Raw genomic sequence first — 13,245 nt, 5'->3', positions numbered from 1 at the left:
CCGGGGCGACGGCGGTCGTCAGGCGGCGGCGAGCGCCGGGCCGTCCAGCGCCTGCGTGTCGATCTCGGCCGGGCGCAGCGCCAGCGCGAGCACGTCCGCCACGTCGGACAGCGTGTGCACGGTCAGCGCCTCCCGCACCTCGGCCGGCAGGTCGTCCAGGTCCGGCTCGTTGCGCTTCGGGATGATCACCTCGGTGAGACCGGCCCGGTGCGCGGCGAGCAGCTTCTGCTTCACCCCGCCGATCGGCAGCACCCGGCCGGAGAGCGTCACCTCGCCGGTCATCCCGAACTCGGGCCGCACCGGCCGTCCGGTCACCAGTGAGGCCAGCGCGGTGACCATGGTGATGCCGGCGCTCGGCCCGTCCTTGGGTACGGCGCCCGCCGGGACGTGCAGGTGGATCCGCCGTCCGGCCAGCGCGTTCGGGTCCAGCCCGTAGCGCCGCCCGTTCGACCGCAGGTACGACCAGGCGATGTGCGCGGACTCCTTCATCACGTCGCCGAGCTGGCCGGTGAGCGTCAGCCCCGGCTCACCCTCCATGGTGGTGGCCTCGATGAACAGCACGTCGCCACCGGCGCCGGTGACGGCCAGCCCGGTCGCCACGCCGGGCACGGCGGTGCGTTCGGCCGACTCCGGGGTGAACTTCGGCCGGCCCAGGTAGCGGGCCAGGTTGCCGGCGTCCACGTGCACCGGCGCGGAGTCCGTGGCGAGCGCGACGGCCACCTTGCGCAGGATCTTCGCCAGGGCCCGTTCGAGCTGCCGGACGCCGGCCTCCCGGGTGTACTCGCCCGCGATCAGCGCCAGCGCCTCGTCGGCGATCGTGACCTCCTCGGTGGTCAGCCCGGCCCGTTCCCGCTGCCGGGGCAGCAGGTGGTCGCGGGCGATGGCCACCTTCTCGTCCTCGGTGTAGCCGTCCAGCGCGACCAGCTCCATCCGGTCCAGCAGCGGGCCGGGGATCGCCTCCACCACGTTGGCGGTGGCCAGGAACAGCACGTCGGACAGGTCGAGGTCGACCTCCAGGTAGTGGTCGCGGAACGTGTGGTTCTGCGCCGGGTCGAGCACCTCCAGCAGGGCCGCGGCCGGGTCGCCGGCGTAGCCGGCGGCCAGCTTGTCGACCTCGTCGAGCAGCACGACCGGGTTCATCGAGCCGGCCTCGCGCAACGCCCGCACGATCCGGCCGGGCAGCGCGCCGACGTAGGTGCGCCGGTGGCCGCGGATCTCCGCCTCGTCGCGTACACCGCCGAGGGACACGCGCACGAAGTTGCGGCCCAGCGCCCGGGCGACCGACTCGCCGAGGCTGGTCTTGCCGACTCCGGGCGGGCCGGCCAGGGCCAGCACCGCGCCCGAGCCGCGGCCGCCGACCACGCCGAGGTTGCGCTCCGCGCGCCGGTTGCGCACCGCCAGGTACTCCAGGATGCGGTCCTTCACGTCGGCCAGGCCGGCGTGGTCGGCGTCGAGCACGGCCCGGGCCGCGGCCAGGTCCGTGTTGTCCTGGGTACGCGTGCTCCACGGCATCTCCAGCACGGTGTCCAGCCAGGTACGGATCCAGCCCGCCTCGGGTGAGGCGTCGCTGGCCCGCTCCAGCTTGCCGACCTCGCGCAGCGCCGCCTCGCGTACCTTCTCCGGCAGGTCGGCGGACTCCACCCGGGAGCGGTAGTCGGCGGAGCCGTCCGGCTCGTCCTCGCCGAGTTCCTTGCGGATCGCGGCGAGCTGCTGGCGGAGCAGGAACTCGCGCTGGGACTTCTCCAGCCCTTCGCGGACGTCGCTGTTGATCTGCTCGGTGACCTCCTGCTCGGCCAGGTGCTCCTTCACCCAGCCGACCAGCAGTTCCAGCCGGGCGGTGACGTCCGGCGCGGCGAGCAGCTCGGTCTTCTGCGCCAGGCTGAGCCAGGGCGCGTAGCCGGCCGAGTCGGCCAGCTCGGACAGGTCCGTCATCCGCTCCATCGCGTCGATCACCTGCCAGGCGCCACGCTGCTGGAGCACTGACGTCATGAGCGCGCGGTACTCGCGGGCGAGTTCCCGGGCGCGGCCCGCCGGGGCGGGCTCGTCGAGGGTCGCCGCCTCGACCCAGAGGGCGGCACCGGGCCCGGGCACGCCGGAGCCGATGCGGGCGCGGGCGAGACCGCGGATCACCGCGGCCGGCTCACCGCTGGGCAGCCGGCCCACCTTCTCGATGGTCGCGACCACGCCGACGGAGCCGTACTCGCCGTCGAGGCGGGGCACGGCCAGGAGTTCCTTGTCGCCGGTGGCGCGGGCCGCGTCGACGGCGGCCTGGGTGGTGGGGTCGAGAGTCACCGGGATGACCATCCCGGGCAGCAGGACGGCGTCGGTCAAGGGAAGTACCGGAAGAGTTGCCATCGAACACCTGCCATCACGTCGGTTGAGCGTGTCTGGCTCAAGTAACAAAACGTGCCCCTTGTTCCGGGTTGTGACCCAGGCCACTGCGGCTGCCGCACCCGGCACCGTTCGCGCACTCGCGCCCTATTGCCCCCGACGCTTACCGGCACGACCCGCCGAATGCAAAGAGGCGGGTATTGTTGCGAAATTACCGTGAGGTAAGTCAGACTCTTAGCACACCCCGCCCGACACAGGGAGTAATGGCGATGGCAAGGAAAGTAATCACCGTTCTGACCGACGACCTCGACGGCGGAAAGGCCGATCGGACCGTCGAGTTCAGCCTGGACGGCGTGGCGTACACGATCGACGTGTCCGACGAGAACGCGGGCGTTCTGCGCAAGGCGCTGGACCCGTACATCAGCGCTGGCAGGCGGATCGGCCGCGGCGCGACCGAGGTCGCGCGCACCACCCGGCGCACGGGCCGGCCGAGCACCTCGGGAATGGACCGCGAGCAGAACCGCGCCATCCGCGAATGGGCGGCCAAGAACGGGTACGAGATTTCCGAGCGCGGGCGCATCCCGGTGTCGGTCGTCGAGGCGTACAAGAACCGCTGAGCGCTAAACACTCACCGTCGGGCATCCCGGGGTCACGCTGAGAAATCGGAGCGGGCCGCCCGGCCTTTTGTGTCGTCGATGACTTTCATCGGGCTGGATTCCGGCGGCACGAAATTTCTTCCCGGATCCAATCCCACGCTTCCCTGCCGGACCCACCGCGCGGACATGCGACGGCCGCGGCCACCCGGAAGGCTCCCCGGGCGACCGCGGCCGTCGCGCGCTCTCAGTTGACCCGGATGCGCACCACGTCGATGGCGGGAGTCTGGTTCGCCCGCTCCATCATCGGGATGCGGTGCGAACCGTCACCGGCCCAGACCGCGCACTGCGCCACACCCGACTGCGCCAGGCCCGGGATCTGGATCAGCACGTCATCGGGCTGGTTGCCGCCGCGGCCGTCCTCGGTGGCGACGAAGAACGCCGGCACGTCCTGCGGGTTCGGGGGCTGCCGGGTGCTGCCGAGCATCCGGCAGGCGGTGTGGAAGTGGCCGCGCACCAGACCCTGGCCGTTGAGCAGCGAGCTCTCCAGGTAGTAGCCGCCCTGCCCGGCCGCGAGGAAGCGGTCCCGCACGAGGTTCTTGGTGGTCACCCGGAGCGTGAACGGCTGATTGCGCCGCACCTGGTTCGGGAACTGCGTGATCAGCAGCGACGGGTTGTTCGCCGCGGCGCCCACCTCACCGAACGCGGTGCTGACGCACCGGTTGCCGTTCTGGAAACCGTCATGCCCCTGCAGCTGGCTGCCGGAGCAGTCCTTGGCGAGCACGTTCAGCCCGTTGCCGCCACCGTTGTTCTGGCCGCCGCCGTTGTTGTTCCCGCCGGTCTGACCGCCGTTCTGGCCGCCGTTGTTGTTGCCCCCGGTCTGGCCGCCGCCATCCTGACCGCCGCCGTTCTGACCGCCACCGTTGCGCGGGACGTCGGTCACCGCGCACCGGGCGAACTGGTCCAGGCCCTGCGGACGCTGGGCGAACCGGCCGATGGCCGTGGCGATCCGGTTGAGCGCCGCGGTCCGCTTGTCCGCGAGCGGGCTCAGGATCGCGTTGTTGATGAACTCGCCGCCCTTGCGGCCCTCCGCCGCGAGCCGACGGTTCGCGTCGGCGATCTGGGCCGTCAGCGCCGCCACTTCGCGGTCCACCTCGGCACGGGCCTGACCGGGCACCTGCGGCAGCCGGCCCCGGACGTCCGGGCAGGTCACGGTCGGGGTGCCGGCGCCGGCGCCGCCCGCTGTGGTCTGCTGGCACTCGGCCGGCGACATCTGGCCGTCGCCCCAGTGGTTGCGGACCCAGCGGCCGTTCTGCCAGGTACGGGTGGTGCTGCCCTGGCCGTCCGGGGCGGTCGCACCCGGGCTGGCGGGCACACAGGACGCCGAGGCGGCGCGGGTGGTCGTCCGCCGGTCCTGGGCGGACGAGATCTGGGTGACGGCGACGATGCCGCCGAAGACGGCGAGCGTGCCGACCACTGCCAGCACCCGCTTGCTCCGCGCGTTACCGGATGACCGGCGCGCCCGTGTGGACCTGCGCATCGAATTGCTCTCCTTCTCGATCCGGTAGTTGACTGGTGATCCCGGCGGACCGACGAATTCGGGGTGTGAGATCACTGCGACGCTCGGGTCGCGCGTCGATGGCCGACGATGCCCTTTCCGCACCGTCTCCGCGCCGTCCGGGCGCGGCAGGGAAGTCTGTGTCCATTCCCGATGAGGTACGGAGCGCCGTCGGCGAAGGTTCAACCGGAGATCGAAAAAAATCGGGACGTGCCGGGTCGCGTCGGCTCGGCGCCGCGGCCAGGAAGGATTCAGTCCGCGCAGAGGTGGTCGAAGGCGAAGCCGCCGTCGAAGGAGTCCCGCCGGGCCGCGAGCGCGCGCACCCGCCCGCGAAGCTCCTCCCGGTCCACCAGGGACGACGCGACCGCGTCGAGATCGCGCAGCCGCTCCCCCAGCGCCAGCGCCGCCAGGTCCTCGGCGAGCCGGCCCGGGTCCACGCCGCAGGAGAACCCCCGCGACGTCAGCCGGACCCGCTCCAGCAGGCAGCGGCCGGGCCGCACCTCGACCCAGCCCCAGCCCTCGGCCGGGCCGTCGGTCCAGCGCACGTGCAGCCCGCGCACGATCGGGTCGGCGAGCCGGCCGGCCACGTACGCCTCGACCGCCTCGACCCGCGCGAGCGCCCCGAGGTCGTTCACCGGTCCGCGCCGGCCGTCCGGCAGCCGGCCGACGATGTCGCGGAAGCCGACCGCGTCCCCGGCGTCCGGGTCGGTGCCCTCGGCGTAGGCCCGCGCGTCCAGCACGTACTCGGCGAAGCGGCGGACCTGATCGGCGCCGCCGAGCGTCGGCGACTCGACCCGCAGCAGCGGCAGGCCGACGGCGGCGGACACCGCGTCGGTCAGCCGTTCCTCGCGGCGGGCGGGCGACCCGTCGGGCGCGGGCACGGTGAACCGCACCGCGAAGCGCGGCAGGCCGCTGTCGGCGGCGCTGACCACCACGTCCAGCGGCGCCCGTCCGGCGGTGCTCCATTGGTTGCCGGTGACCCCCGGCGGGCGGCCCTGCACCAGCTCGCCGAGGCGCCGGCCGGCGTACCCGACGTGTCCGTGGCGGGTCAGGCACGGCGTCGCGCCGGACGGGACCGGCCGCAGCCAGGACGTGGTCACGCTGCCGGTGCTCGTCATGTCGCCCCGCTCCCCCCGTCGTCCGGTCGACGCCCGAGTGTAGGGCGTCAGGTGACCGCCTCGGCGGTGCGGTGGAGCACGTCCGGGCCTGCCGACCGGTGCGCGGCAGCGTCGGTGCCTCTAGGCTCTGCCCGTGCACAGCGGACGGACCCCGGAGCAGTTCACCAAACGCAGTCTCGTCGCCGTCTCCCACGCCATCGAGCGGGCCGCGCTCGCCGAGGCCGAGGACGGCCCGCTGGTCGTGTTCGCGCTGTTCCAGCGGCTGCCGTACTTCGACCGGGAACGCGAGGTCTACCGGCGCATCGCCGGCCGCGCCGCCGCAACGGTGGTGGCGATGGTCGGCGGACCGCCGCCCGACCTGCCCGAACGCACGTACGGCGTGACGCTCGACGAGGCGGAGGAGCTGGCCCACGAGTGGAGCGTGGTGGTGCTGAGCCCCCGGTTCGGCGCGACCCTCGTGGCCCACGACCGCGCCGAGGTGGTGCCCGCGCCGACGCTGGAGTCCGGCCGGCTCTTCGACGGCCGGTGGGGCTTCCGCCGGGACGAGGCCCTGCACGAGGCCATCAGGCTGCGCGAGCAACTCGCCGAGCGGCTGCCCGCCGAGGCGCGCACGGCGCTCGACGAGGCCATCGCCCGGGTGCGGGACATCCCGGCCGGACCGGGCGAGCCGCGCGCCGAGGCGGCGCTGCGGCTGCTGGCCCGCCGCGCCGACCGGGTCACGCCACCGGCCCAGCCGGCCGAGGCGTTCCTGGACGAGCCCGGCCTGCACCGGTGGATCGGCGTCGACGGGGTGACCGCCTCGGGCACGCTGCCGGTGGCGCTCGTCGGTCTGCGCGTGGACGAACCGCCCGGCTCGCCGGAACGATTCGGCCGGCGCAACGGCGCCCGGGAGGGACATGCCGTGCTCGCCGCCGTCACCGGCGCGCTGCGCCCGGTCGACCGCGCGCTGCGCGTCGCCGACAACGAGTACCAGCTCCTGCTGCCCGGGCTGGACGAGCCGGCCGCGCTCGAGGTGGTGCGCCGCCTGCACGACGCGATCGGAGGGCTCGCCCGGACGTACCCGTTCCTCCAGTACACGATGCACGCCGCGGTGGGGGTGACCACCCGGCGGCCGCTGCCCACGGCGGACCTGCGCGCCGCTGTCGACTGGGCGGCCCGCAAGGGCCTGCCGGTGGCGGGCCTGCCGCCGGAGACGGCCGACGCCGCGCCCGCGCCGGCCCGCTGACCCGCGGTACGAGGGGAGAACGCGCCGTGCGGGTCGTGTCGCTGGTGCCGTCGCTGACCGAGGCGGTGGCGGCCACCCGCCCGGAGGTGCTGGTCGGGGCGACCGACTGGTGCACCCATCCGGCCGGGCTGGACGTCGCCCGGGTCGGCGGGACGAAGTATCCGGACCTGGACCGGGTGCTCGCCCTGGAACCGGACCTGGTGCTGCTCAACGAGGAGGAGAACCGGCTGGCCGACGCCGAGGCGCTGCGCGCGGCCGGGGTGCCGGTCCAGGTGATCTTCCCGCGTACCGTGCCGGAGGCTCTCGACCAGCTCGGCGAGCTGGTCGCGACGATCGGCGCGCCGGCCGAGCCGCCGTGGCTGACGGCGGCCCGCCGCGCCTGGGCGGCGCTGCCCGCCCCGGAGCGCGTCCGCACCGCTGTGGTGCCGGTCTGGCGACGCCCCTGGGTGGTGCTCGGCCGGGACACGTTCGCCGGGGACGTGCTGGCCCGGCTCGGCGTGGCCAACGGCTGGGCCGGGGACGCGGAACGCTATCCCCGGCCCACTCTGGACGAGCTGCGCGCCCGGTCGCCGGAGCTGGTCGTGCTGCCCGACGAGCCGTACCGGTTCACCGCCGACGACGGGCCGGAGGCGTTCCCGGGGGTACCGGCGGCGCTGGTGTCCGGCCGGCACCTCACCTGGTACGGCCCGTCGCTGGCCGAGGCACCGGCGCTGCTCGCCGCCCAGCTCGCGGGCGCCACCGGCTGACGGCGGAGCCCGGCTCGGTCAGGCGACCGGCGTGGCGTGCACCGGGTCCAGCTCCATCAGCGTGGTGTCGTCCAGGTCGTACCCGATCGTGTTGTGCACGGCGACTACGCCCGCGACCTGTCCGGCCAGCCGGCCCGCCAGGTCGACGGCGCTGCGCCGGTCCAGCCGCCCGTCCATGGTGACCTCGCCGCCCCGGACCTGCACCGTGACCAGGCCGTCGCGGACCGACAGCACCCGGCGCAGCACCTCGTGCACCACCTCCTCGCGGATCTCCGCGTCGGTGCGCAGGTGCACCCGGAGCAGGTCACCACGGGTGACGATGCCGGACAGCCGGCCCAGGTCGTCCAGCACCGGCACGCGTTTGACCGCCTCGCGGTCCATCAGCCGGGCCGTCGCGGCCAGCGAGGCGCGCTCGTGGGTGGTGACCGGCGGTGCGGTCATCAGGTCCGCGGCCACCAACGCGTCGGCCTTCTCCCGCGCGGTACGGCGCCGCCGTCCCTCGAACACGCGGCGCTCGTCCGGGTGCCCGGCCCGCTCCACCTTGTGCAGCAGGTCCGCCTCGGAGATCACGCCGAGCACCCGGTGGAACGAGTCGACCACCGGCACGCCGCTGATCCGCTTGCGCACCAGCACGTCGACGATCTCGCGGTACGGGGTCTGCTCCGTCACCGCCGCGACGTCCCTGGTCATCACGTCGGCCACATGCCACGTCCTCATCACGACCTCCTCGTGCCGGGTCTTCACCCAGAACGGTAGGCGGCCACGAACGCCCTGGTCAGGGGCGGCGGACCGGCGGGGACGGGCCGACCGGACCGGGTACGGACGGGACCAATGACCCGGTCACCAGGGCACCGGTCGGCCCTGCTCCGCGACGCCGCGCGGCGGTGAAATGAATGTGCCACCGGGAAGCGCGGTGCGAGGCACAGGAAGGGACGTGGAGACCATGACCGCGACAATCGAGCGGACCCCCGCCGTCAAGCGGACCCCCGCCGTCACCACCGCTCCGGCGGCGCACATCGAGACCACCCGGCAGAAGGCCACCCGGTACGTGTGGGCCGGTCTGCGGCTCGCGCTGGGCTGGGTGTTCCTCTGGGCCTTCCTCGACAAGATGTTCGGCCTCGGCCACGAGACCCCGGCGAAGAACGCCTGGATCAACGGCGGCAGCCCGACCAAGGGTTTCCTGGGCAACGCGGTGGAGGGCCCCTTCGCCAACTTCTACCAGGGCCTGGCCGGCGCGGCCTGGGCGGACTGGCTGTTCATGGTCGGCCTGCTCGCCATCGGTACCGCGCTGATGCTCGGCATCGGCATCCGGATCGCCGCCGTGGCCGGCGGACTGCTCCTGGTCCTGATGTGGACGGCAGTGCTGCCCCCGGCGAACAACCCCTTCATGGACGACCACCTCATCTACGCGGGTCTCCTGGCCGCTCTGGCTCTGGTGGGCGCCGGCAACACTCTCGGCCTCGGCCGGGTCTGGGCGAAGCTCCCCCTGGTCCAGCGTCTCCCCTGGCTGAAGTGACCAGCTCGCCCCGGGCGGGCGTCGCCGACAGGCGACGCCCGCCTCTTCGTGTCCCCGCCACGCCGGTGTGCGGGGACCGCCGCGTATCGGCCGGTCACGATCCGGCAGGATCGACGGTGACCACACCGTCAGCACCCGAGGAGACCGTTCATGGACAAGCCCCAGGTCGGCCCGATCGAGGGCGCGCCGCCCGCCGATCTGGTCGTCGAGGACATCACCGTCGGCGACGGCCCGGAGGCCCGCCCGGGCCAACTGGTGAGCGTGCACTACGTGGGCGTGGCCCACTCGAACGGCCGCGAGTTCGACGCCTCGTGGAACCGCGGTGAGACGTTCGAGTTCCCGCTCGGCGGCGGCCAGGTCATCGCCGGCTGGGACCAGGGCGTCGTCGGCATGAAGGTCGGCGGCCGGCGCAAGCTCACGATCCCGCCGCACCTGGGCTACGGCGCCCGCGGCGCCGGCGGCGTCATCAAGCCGAACGAGACGCTCGTCTTCGTGGTGGACCTGCTCGGCGTGCGCTGAGCGTCAGCCGATCACCGGGCCGTCGGCGTCGCGCCGGCGGCCCGGTTCGCCGCCCGCCGCACCCGCTGCGGGTGGCGCTCGACGGCCCTGACGGCGCTCAGGCCGCGGCGCAGCCGACCAGCTCGCGGGAGCGGTCGGAGCGGCGCACCGGGAGGACCCGCTGCAGGCCGGTCACCCGCAGCACGCGGGCCACCACCGGGTCGGGGTCGACGAGCACCAGCTCGCCGCCGCGGGCGCGCACGCGCAGGTGGGTGGCGACGAGCGCGCGGACGCCGGCGGCGGAGAGCAGCCGCACGCCGGACAGGTCGACGCGCAGCACCGGCCGCGCCGGGGCCGCCCAGAGCGCGGCCCGGAAGGCCGCCACGGTGGCGATGTCGATCTCGCCGACCGGACACAGCTCGACCACGTGATCGTGCACGTCAGTCGTCACGTGGAAGCGGTCGCCGGTGTGTCCCATGCGTTCAAACCTACCCGCGCCCACCGACATTTCCCGACGTCGCGGCGGGGGTTCCGGGTAGCGCCGGGGTACCGACCCCGAGCCGTCTCAGGGTCATCCCGCAGCCGCGCCACGCCGCGCGGAACGTGGCGAAACGCCGTCGGAGACTGCCGTCCGGGACGTCTACGGGCCACAATGAGCCGATGGCCGTCCCGCGCCCGCGTGCGCCCCTGCTGATCCGGCCGGTCCGCGAGCCGGCGACCGCGCCGCCGCCCCTGACCGGCCCCTGGGCGCCCGAGGACATCCGGCTCGACCGGGCCGACCTGCTGCCGCTGCCGGCCGGCGGGCACGGGCCGGAGGACGTCGTCGTCGACGCCGACGGCCGGGTGGTCAGCGGCGACGAGGACGGCCGGCTCTGGTGGTGGCCGGCCGACGCGCCGGCCGGCACCCGGCCCACGCTCCTCGCCGAGACCGGCGGACGGCCGCTGGGCATCGAACGTGACCCGGCCGACGGCGGGCTGCTCGTCTGCGACGCGTACCGGGGACTGCTGCGGGTCGACCCGTCCGGCGCGGTGCACGAGCTGACCGGCACCGCCCCGCCGGTGCACCTGGCCGACAACGCCGCGGTCGCCAGCGACGGCACCGTCTACTTCACCGACTCCTCCGACCGGTTCCCGCTCTCGCACTGGAAGCGGGACCTGCTGGAACACCGGCCCAACGGGCGGGTGCTGGCCTACGACAGGCGTACCGGGCGCACCGACGTGGTGGCCGACGGGCTCTACTTCCCCAACGGGCTGGCGCTCACCCCGGACGAGTCGGCGCTGATGCTCGCCGAGACCGCCACCCACCGGCTGCTCCGGATCGACCTGCCGGGCGGGCGGGCCACGGTGCTGACCGACCTGCCGGCGTACCCGGACAACATCTCCGCGGTGGGTGACGGCACGTACTGGGTCGCGTTGCCCAGCCCTCGGCTGGCGGCCATGGAACGGCTGCTGCCGCATCCGCGCGTCCGCCAGCTCGTCGCGCTGCTGCCCGGGGCGGTGCAGCCCCGGCCGCGCCGCTACGGTCTGGTCGCGCTGGTCGACAGCGCGGGGCGGGTCCTGCGGACGCTGCACGGGGCGTACCCGATGGTCACCGGCGTGCGGCAGCACGGCCGCCGGCTCTGGCTGGGCAGCCTGACCGCGACCGGGGTGGCCCGCGTCGACCTGGACTGAGCACGGCACGGGGCCGGCCCGCGACGCGGGCCGGCCCCGAGGGCCGTTCCTCCCCTGGTTCAGCCGCCGCTGTTGCTCCGCGACGGGGCCGGCGCCGGTGACGACCCGCCGGCCACCGCGCCCGGGTGCGGCGTGGCGCTCTGCGTGGGCTTCAGCCCTGCCGGTACGGGCAGCGCGCTGCCCTTGGCGAACTCGTCCCAGCTGACGTTCCAGGCGGTGAAGCCGTTGCCCTGGTCGAGCTTCACCTCGGTGCCCCGCACGGTCACCAGGTCACCGACCTGCGTGATGCCCATCAGCCAGTCCGCAGCCGTGGCCGAGACGTTCGTGCAGCCGTGCGAGACGTTGGCGCTCCCCTGGTCCCCCTCCGACCACGGCGCCGAGTGGATGAACTCGCCGCCCCAGGTCAGCCGCTGCGCGTCGTCCACGTCGACCACGTAGCCGCCGTTGGGCTCACCCCGCGTGTCGAACGTGGTGTGCTCGTGCTTCTCCATGATCACCATGGTGCCGCTGGACGTCGGCGTGCTCTCCTTGCCGAGACTGACCGGGATCTTCTTGAGCACCTTGCCGTCCTGGTAGACGGTCATCTGCTTGGTCCCGTTGTCGATGTCGAGCGTCATCTGCCGGCCGACCTTGGCGGTCGCGACCTGGTCCGAGTCGCCGATCGCCTCCTTGCCGATGGGCAGCCCCTCCAACGCGCTGCGCACGCTGATCTTCGTACCGGGCTTCCACCGATCGGGCGCCCGGTACTCCGCCTGCTTGCCGTCGGCCACCCAGGACCAGGTGCCCGGCTGCGGCGGATCGGTCTTCACGAACAGCCGGCGCTGGACGTCCGCGCGGGCCTCCTTCGGAATCGGCGGGTCGAATCCGAGCACCACCGGCATCGCCGTCCCGTACGTCTGATTCGGCCGGAAATACAATTCGCTCGTGACGGCCGGTTTGGTGGATTTGGGCATCGTCGTGAACGTCGTCTTCCGCGTGGCGGTCTTTCCCGAATCGCCGGTGGCGGTCACCTCCGCCGTGTACGTCCGGGAATTGGCCAGCGGCCGGTCCGGCACCCAGCCGGAGCCGTCCTCGCGCGGCTGGGCCGGCACCTGGTTCCCCTTGTCGTCGGTGAGCTTCACCGCGGTCACCTTGCCGTTGCTGACCGTCGTGCCCACCTCCGCGCTGATCGGCACGCCCTTCGTGCGATCGCCGGGAGTCACGGTGACCGACGGCGGTGCCGCCTCGGCCTGTTTCGCCACCGACTTCGGGCCGGCGGTGCACGCGCCGACCGCCAGCGGCGCGGCTGCGACAGTCATCGCGAAAAGCGTCAGTCGGCGCCTCGCAAACATATTTCGCCCCCCATTTCCGAACCCTCTCGCCCACATTCTGTAGGCCCGGGATCACGCCGTGGCACCTTCGGCGGAATTGCTCGAAAACAGCTGCGGAGAATCGTGCCGGACAGGTAATTCCCGTCCCCGCTTGCGCCCCAAGCCCCCTCCGCCCGGTTCCCACGCCTCCCTCGCCGGTTGACCCCTCACCCCGTTCGCCGTCGCCCCGTCGGCCCGTCGCCCCGTCGGCCCGTCGGCCCGTCGCCCCGTCGCCCCGTCGCCCCGTCGCCCCGTCGATCATGAAGTTGACGGCGCATGGCGTCCGGTTTGTCCCCGTCAACCTCATGATCGACGGAGGAAGGCACGCGCAAGAGCCAGCCCGGGCGAGGATCTTGGTACCGAACGGCCCCCATAGGGGCGCTTTCCTACCAAGATCTCGACCGGTCCCACTCACCGGAACAACGGTCTCGCCCGACGGGCAGCGCGGGACGCCCTCGGGTCGGCCGGGCCGGGCTCTCGCCCACGCCGCCCGCACCGCTGCGGCGATCTTGCAGTTGCGGCCCCCGAGAAGGGCGCGAATCGGGCACATCGAGGGCCGCAAGTGCAAGATCGCGCGAGAGGGTGGCGGAGACGGGAGCGGCCCCGGCCCTCCGTGAGGAGGACCGGGGCCGCGGGCCGG

12 protein-coding genes are annotated in these 13,245 nt (G+C 73.6%); 6 read left to right on the top strand and 6 right to left on the bottom strand.

Annotation, left to right across the window (positions count from 1 at the left end; all coding sequences use genetic code 11):
* Positions 1-18 precede the first annotated feature (18 nt).
* On the bottom strand, positions 19-2,355 hold the full coding sequence (gene lon / locus ACSDG8_RS00130; protein ID WP_210894730.1) for an endopeptidase La: 2,337 nt from the start codon (positions 2,353-2,355) through the stop codon (positions 19-21).
* Positions 2,356-2,600: 245 nt separating this feature from the next.
* On the opposite strand from lon, the gene ACSDG8_RS00125 reads away from it, so the two are divergent.
* On the top strand, positions 2,601-2,948 hold the full coding sequence (locus tag ACSDG8_RS00125) for a histone-like nucleoid-structuring protein Lsr2 (protein ID WP_174535204.1): 348 nt from the start codon (positions 2,601-2,603) through the stop codon (positions 2,946-2,948).
* Between the two features lie 223 nt (positions 2,949-3,171).
* Here ACSDG8_RS00125 and ACSDG8_RS00120 read toward each other — a convergent pair whose 3' ends face one another.
* Complete coding sequence (locus ACSDG8_RS00120; RefSeq protein ID WP_210942936.1) at positions 3,172-4,464, bottom strand: hypothetical protein; 1,293 nt, start codon at positions 4,462-4,464, stop codon at positions 3,172-3,174.
* A gap of 269 nt (positions 4,465-4,733) precedes the next feature.
* The gene (locus tag ACSDG8_RS00115) at positions 4,734-5,600 is read right to left on the bottom strand and encodes a hypothetical protein (protein ID WP_210894732.1); all 867 of its coding nucleotides are present in this window, start codon (positions 5,598-5,600) and stop codon (positions 4,734-4,736) included.
* Between the two features lie 133 nt (positions 5,601-5,733).
* Here ACSDG8_RS00115 and ACSDG8_RS00110 point away from each other — a divergent pair, with 133 nt between their 5' ends.
* A complete protein-coding gene (locus ACSDG8_RS00110) occupies positions 5,734-6,825 on the top strand; it encodes a DICT sensory domain-containing protein (RefSeq protein WP_210942937.1) in 1,092 nt (363 codons plus the stop codon).
* Between the two features lie 26 nt (positions 6,826-6,851).
* Positions 6,852-7,571 carry a helical backbone metal receptor gene (locus tag ACSDG8_RS00105; RefSeq protein WP_210942938.1) on the top strand — a complete coding sequence of 240 codons (720 nt, stop codon included), beginning with the start codon at positions 6,852-6,854 and terminating at the stop codon, positions 7,569-7,571.
* An 18-nt stretch (positions 7,572-7,589) separates the two neighbouring features.
* Here ACSDG8_RS00105 and ACSDG8_RS00100 read toward each other — a convergent pair whose 3' ends face one another.
* Positions 7,590-8,288, bottom strand: a complete 699-nt coding sequence (locus tag ACSDG8_RS00100) for a CBS domain-containing protein (RefSeq protein WP_210894739.1) — start codon at positions 8,286-8,288, stop codon at positions 7,590-7,592.
* Between the two features lie 217 nt (positions 8,289-8,505).
* Here ACSDG8_RS00100 and ACSDG8_RS00095 point away from each other — a divergent pair, with 217 nt between their 5' ends.
* Complete coding sequence (locus tag ACSDG8_RS00095) at positions 8,506-9,087, top strand: hypothetical protein (RefSeq protein ID WP_374223542.1); 582 nt, start codon at positions 8,506-8,508, stop codon at positions 9,085-9,087.
* A gap of 150 nt (positions 9,088-9,237) precedes the next feature.
* Entirely contained in the window at positions 9,238-9,606 is a 369-nt protein-coding gene (locus ACSDG8_RS00090; RefSeq protein ID WP_030499930.1) for an FKBP-type peptidyl-prolyl cis-trans isomerase, read from the top strand.
* Between the two features lie 97 nt (positions 9,607-9,703).
* Here ACSDG8_RS00090 and ACSDG8_RS00085 read toward each other — a convergent pair whose 3' ends face one another.
* A complete protein-coding gene (locus tag ACSDG8_RS00085; RefSeq protein WP_210894743.1) occupies positions 9,704-10,063 on the bottom strand; it encodes an STAS domain-containing protein in 360 nt (119 codons plus the stop codon).
* 182 nt (positions 10,064-10,245) lie between these two features.
* Between ACSDG8_RS00085 and ACSDG8_RS00080 the strand changes: the two genes are divergently transcribed.
* A complete protein-coding gene (locus ACSDG8_RS00080; protein WP_210942939.1) occupies positions 10,246-11,256 on the top strand; it encodes an SMP-30/gluconolactonase/LRE family protein in 1,011 nt (336 codons plus the stop codon).
* 59 nt (positions 11,257-11,315) lie between these two features.
* Here ACSDG8_RS00080 and ACSDG8_RS00075 read toward each other — a convergent pair whose 3' ends face one another.
* On the bottom strand, positions 11,316-12,587 hold the full coding sequence (locus ACSDG8_RS00075) for a L,D-transpeptidase (protein ID WP_210942940.1): 1,272 nt from the start codon (positions 12,585-12,587) through the stop codon (positions 11,316-11,318).
* Positions 12,588-13,245 lie beyond the last annotated feature (658 nt).

Source organism: Micromonospora sp. LA-10 (assembly GCF_051853095.1).
Lineage (GTDB): Bacteria > Actinomycetota > Actinomycetes > Mycobacteriales > Micromonosporaceae > Micromonospora > Micromonospora echinospora_A.
The sequence above is the reverse complement of the archived record's forward strand: the minus strand, read 5'-3'. Positions and strand labels throughout refer to the sequence as shown.

Coding starts and splice junctions, on each gene's coding strand:
- lon (WP_210894730.1), bottom strand. CDS start 2,355: ATGGCAACTCTTCCGGTACTTCCCTTGACCGACGCCGTCCTGCTGCCC.
- ACSDG8_RS00125 (WP_174535204.1), top strand. CDS start 2,601: ATGGCAAGGAAAGTAATCACCGTTCTGACCGACGACCTCGACGGCGGA.
- ACSDG8_RS00120 (WP_210942936.1), bottom strand. CDS start 4,464: ATGCGCAGGTCCACACGGGCGCGCCGGTCATCCGGTAACGCGCGGAGC.
- ACSDG8_RS00115 (WP_210894732.1), bottom strand. CDS start 5,600: ATGACGAGCACCGGCAGCGTGACCACGTCCTGGCTGCGGCCGGTCCCG.
- ACSDG8_RS00100 (WP_210894739.1), bottom strand. CDS start 8,288: ATGAGGACGTGGCATGTGGCCGACGTGATGACCAGGGACGTCGCGGCG.
- ACSDG8_RS00090 (WP_030499930.1), top strand. CDS start 9,238: ATGGACAAGCCCCAGGTCGGCCCGATCGAGGGCGCGCCGCCCGCCGAT.
- ACSDG8_RS00085 (WP_210894743.1), bottom strand. CDS start 10,063: ATGGGACACACCGGCGACCGCTTCCACGTGACGACTGACGTGCACGAT.
- ACSDG8_RS00080 (WP_210942939.1), top strand. CDS start 10,246: ATGGCCGTCCCGCGCCCGCGTGCGCCCCTGCTGATCCGGCCGGTCCGC.
- ACSDG8_RS00075 (WP_210942940.1), bottom strand. CDS start 12,587: ATGTTTGCGAGGCGCCGACTGACGCTTTTCGCGATGACTGTCGCAGCC.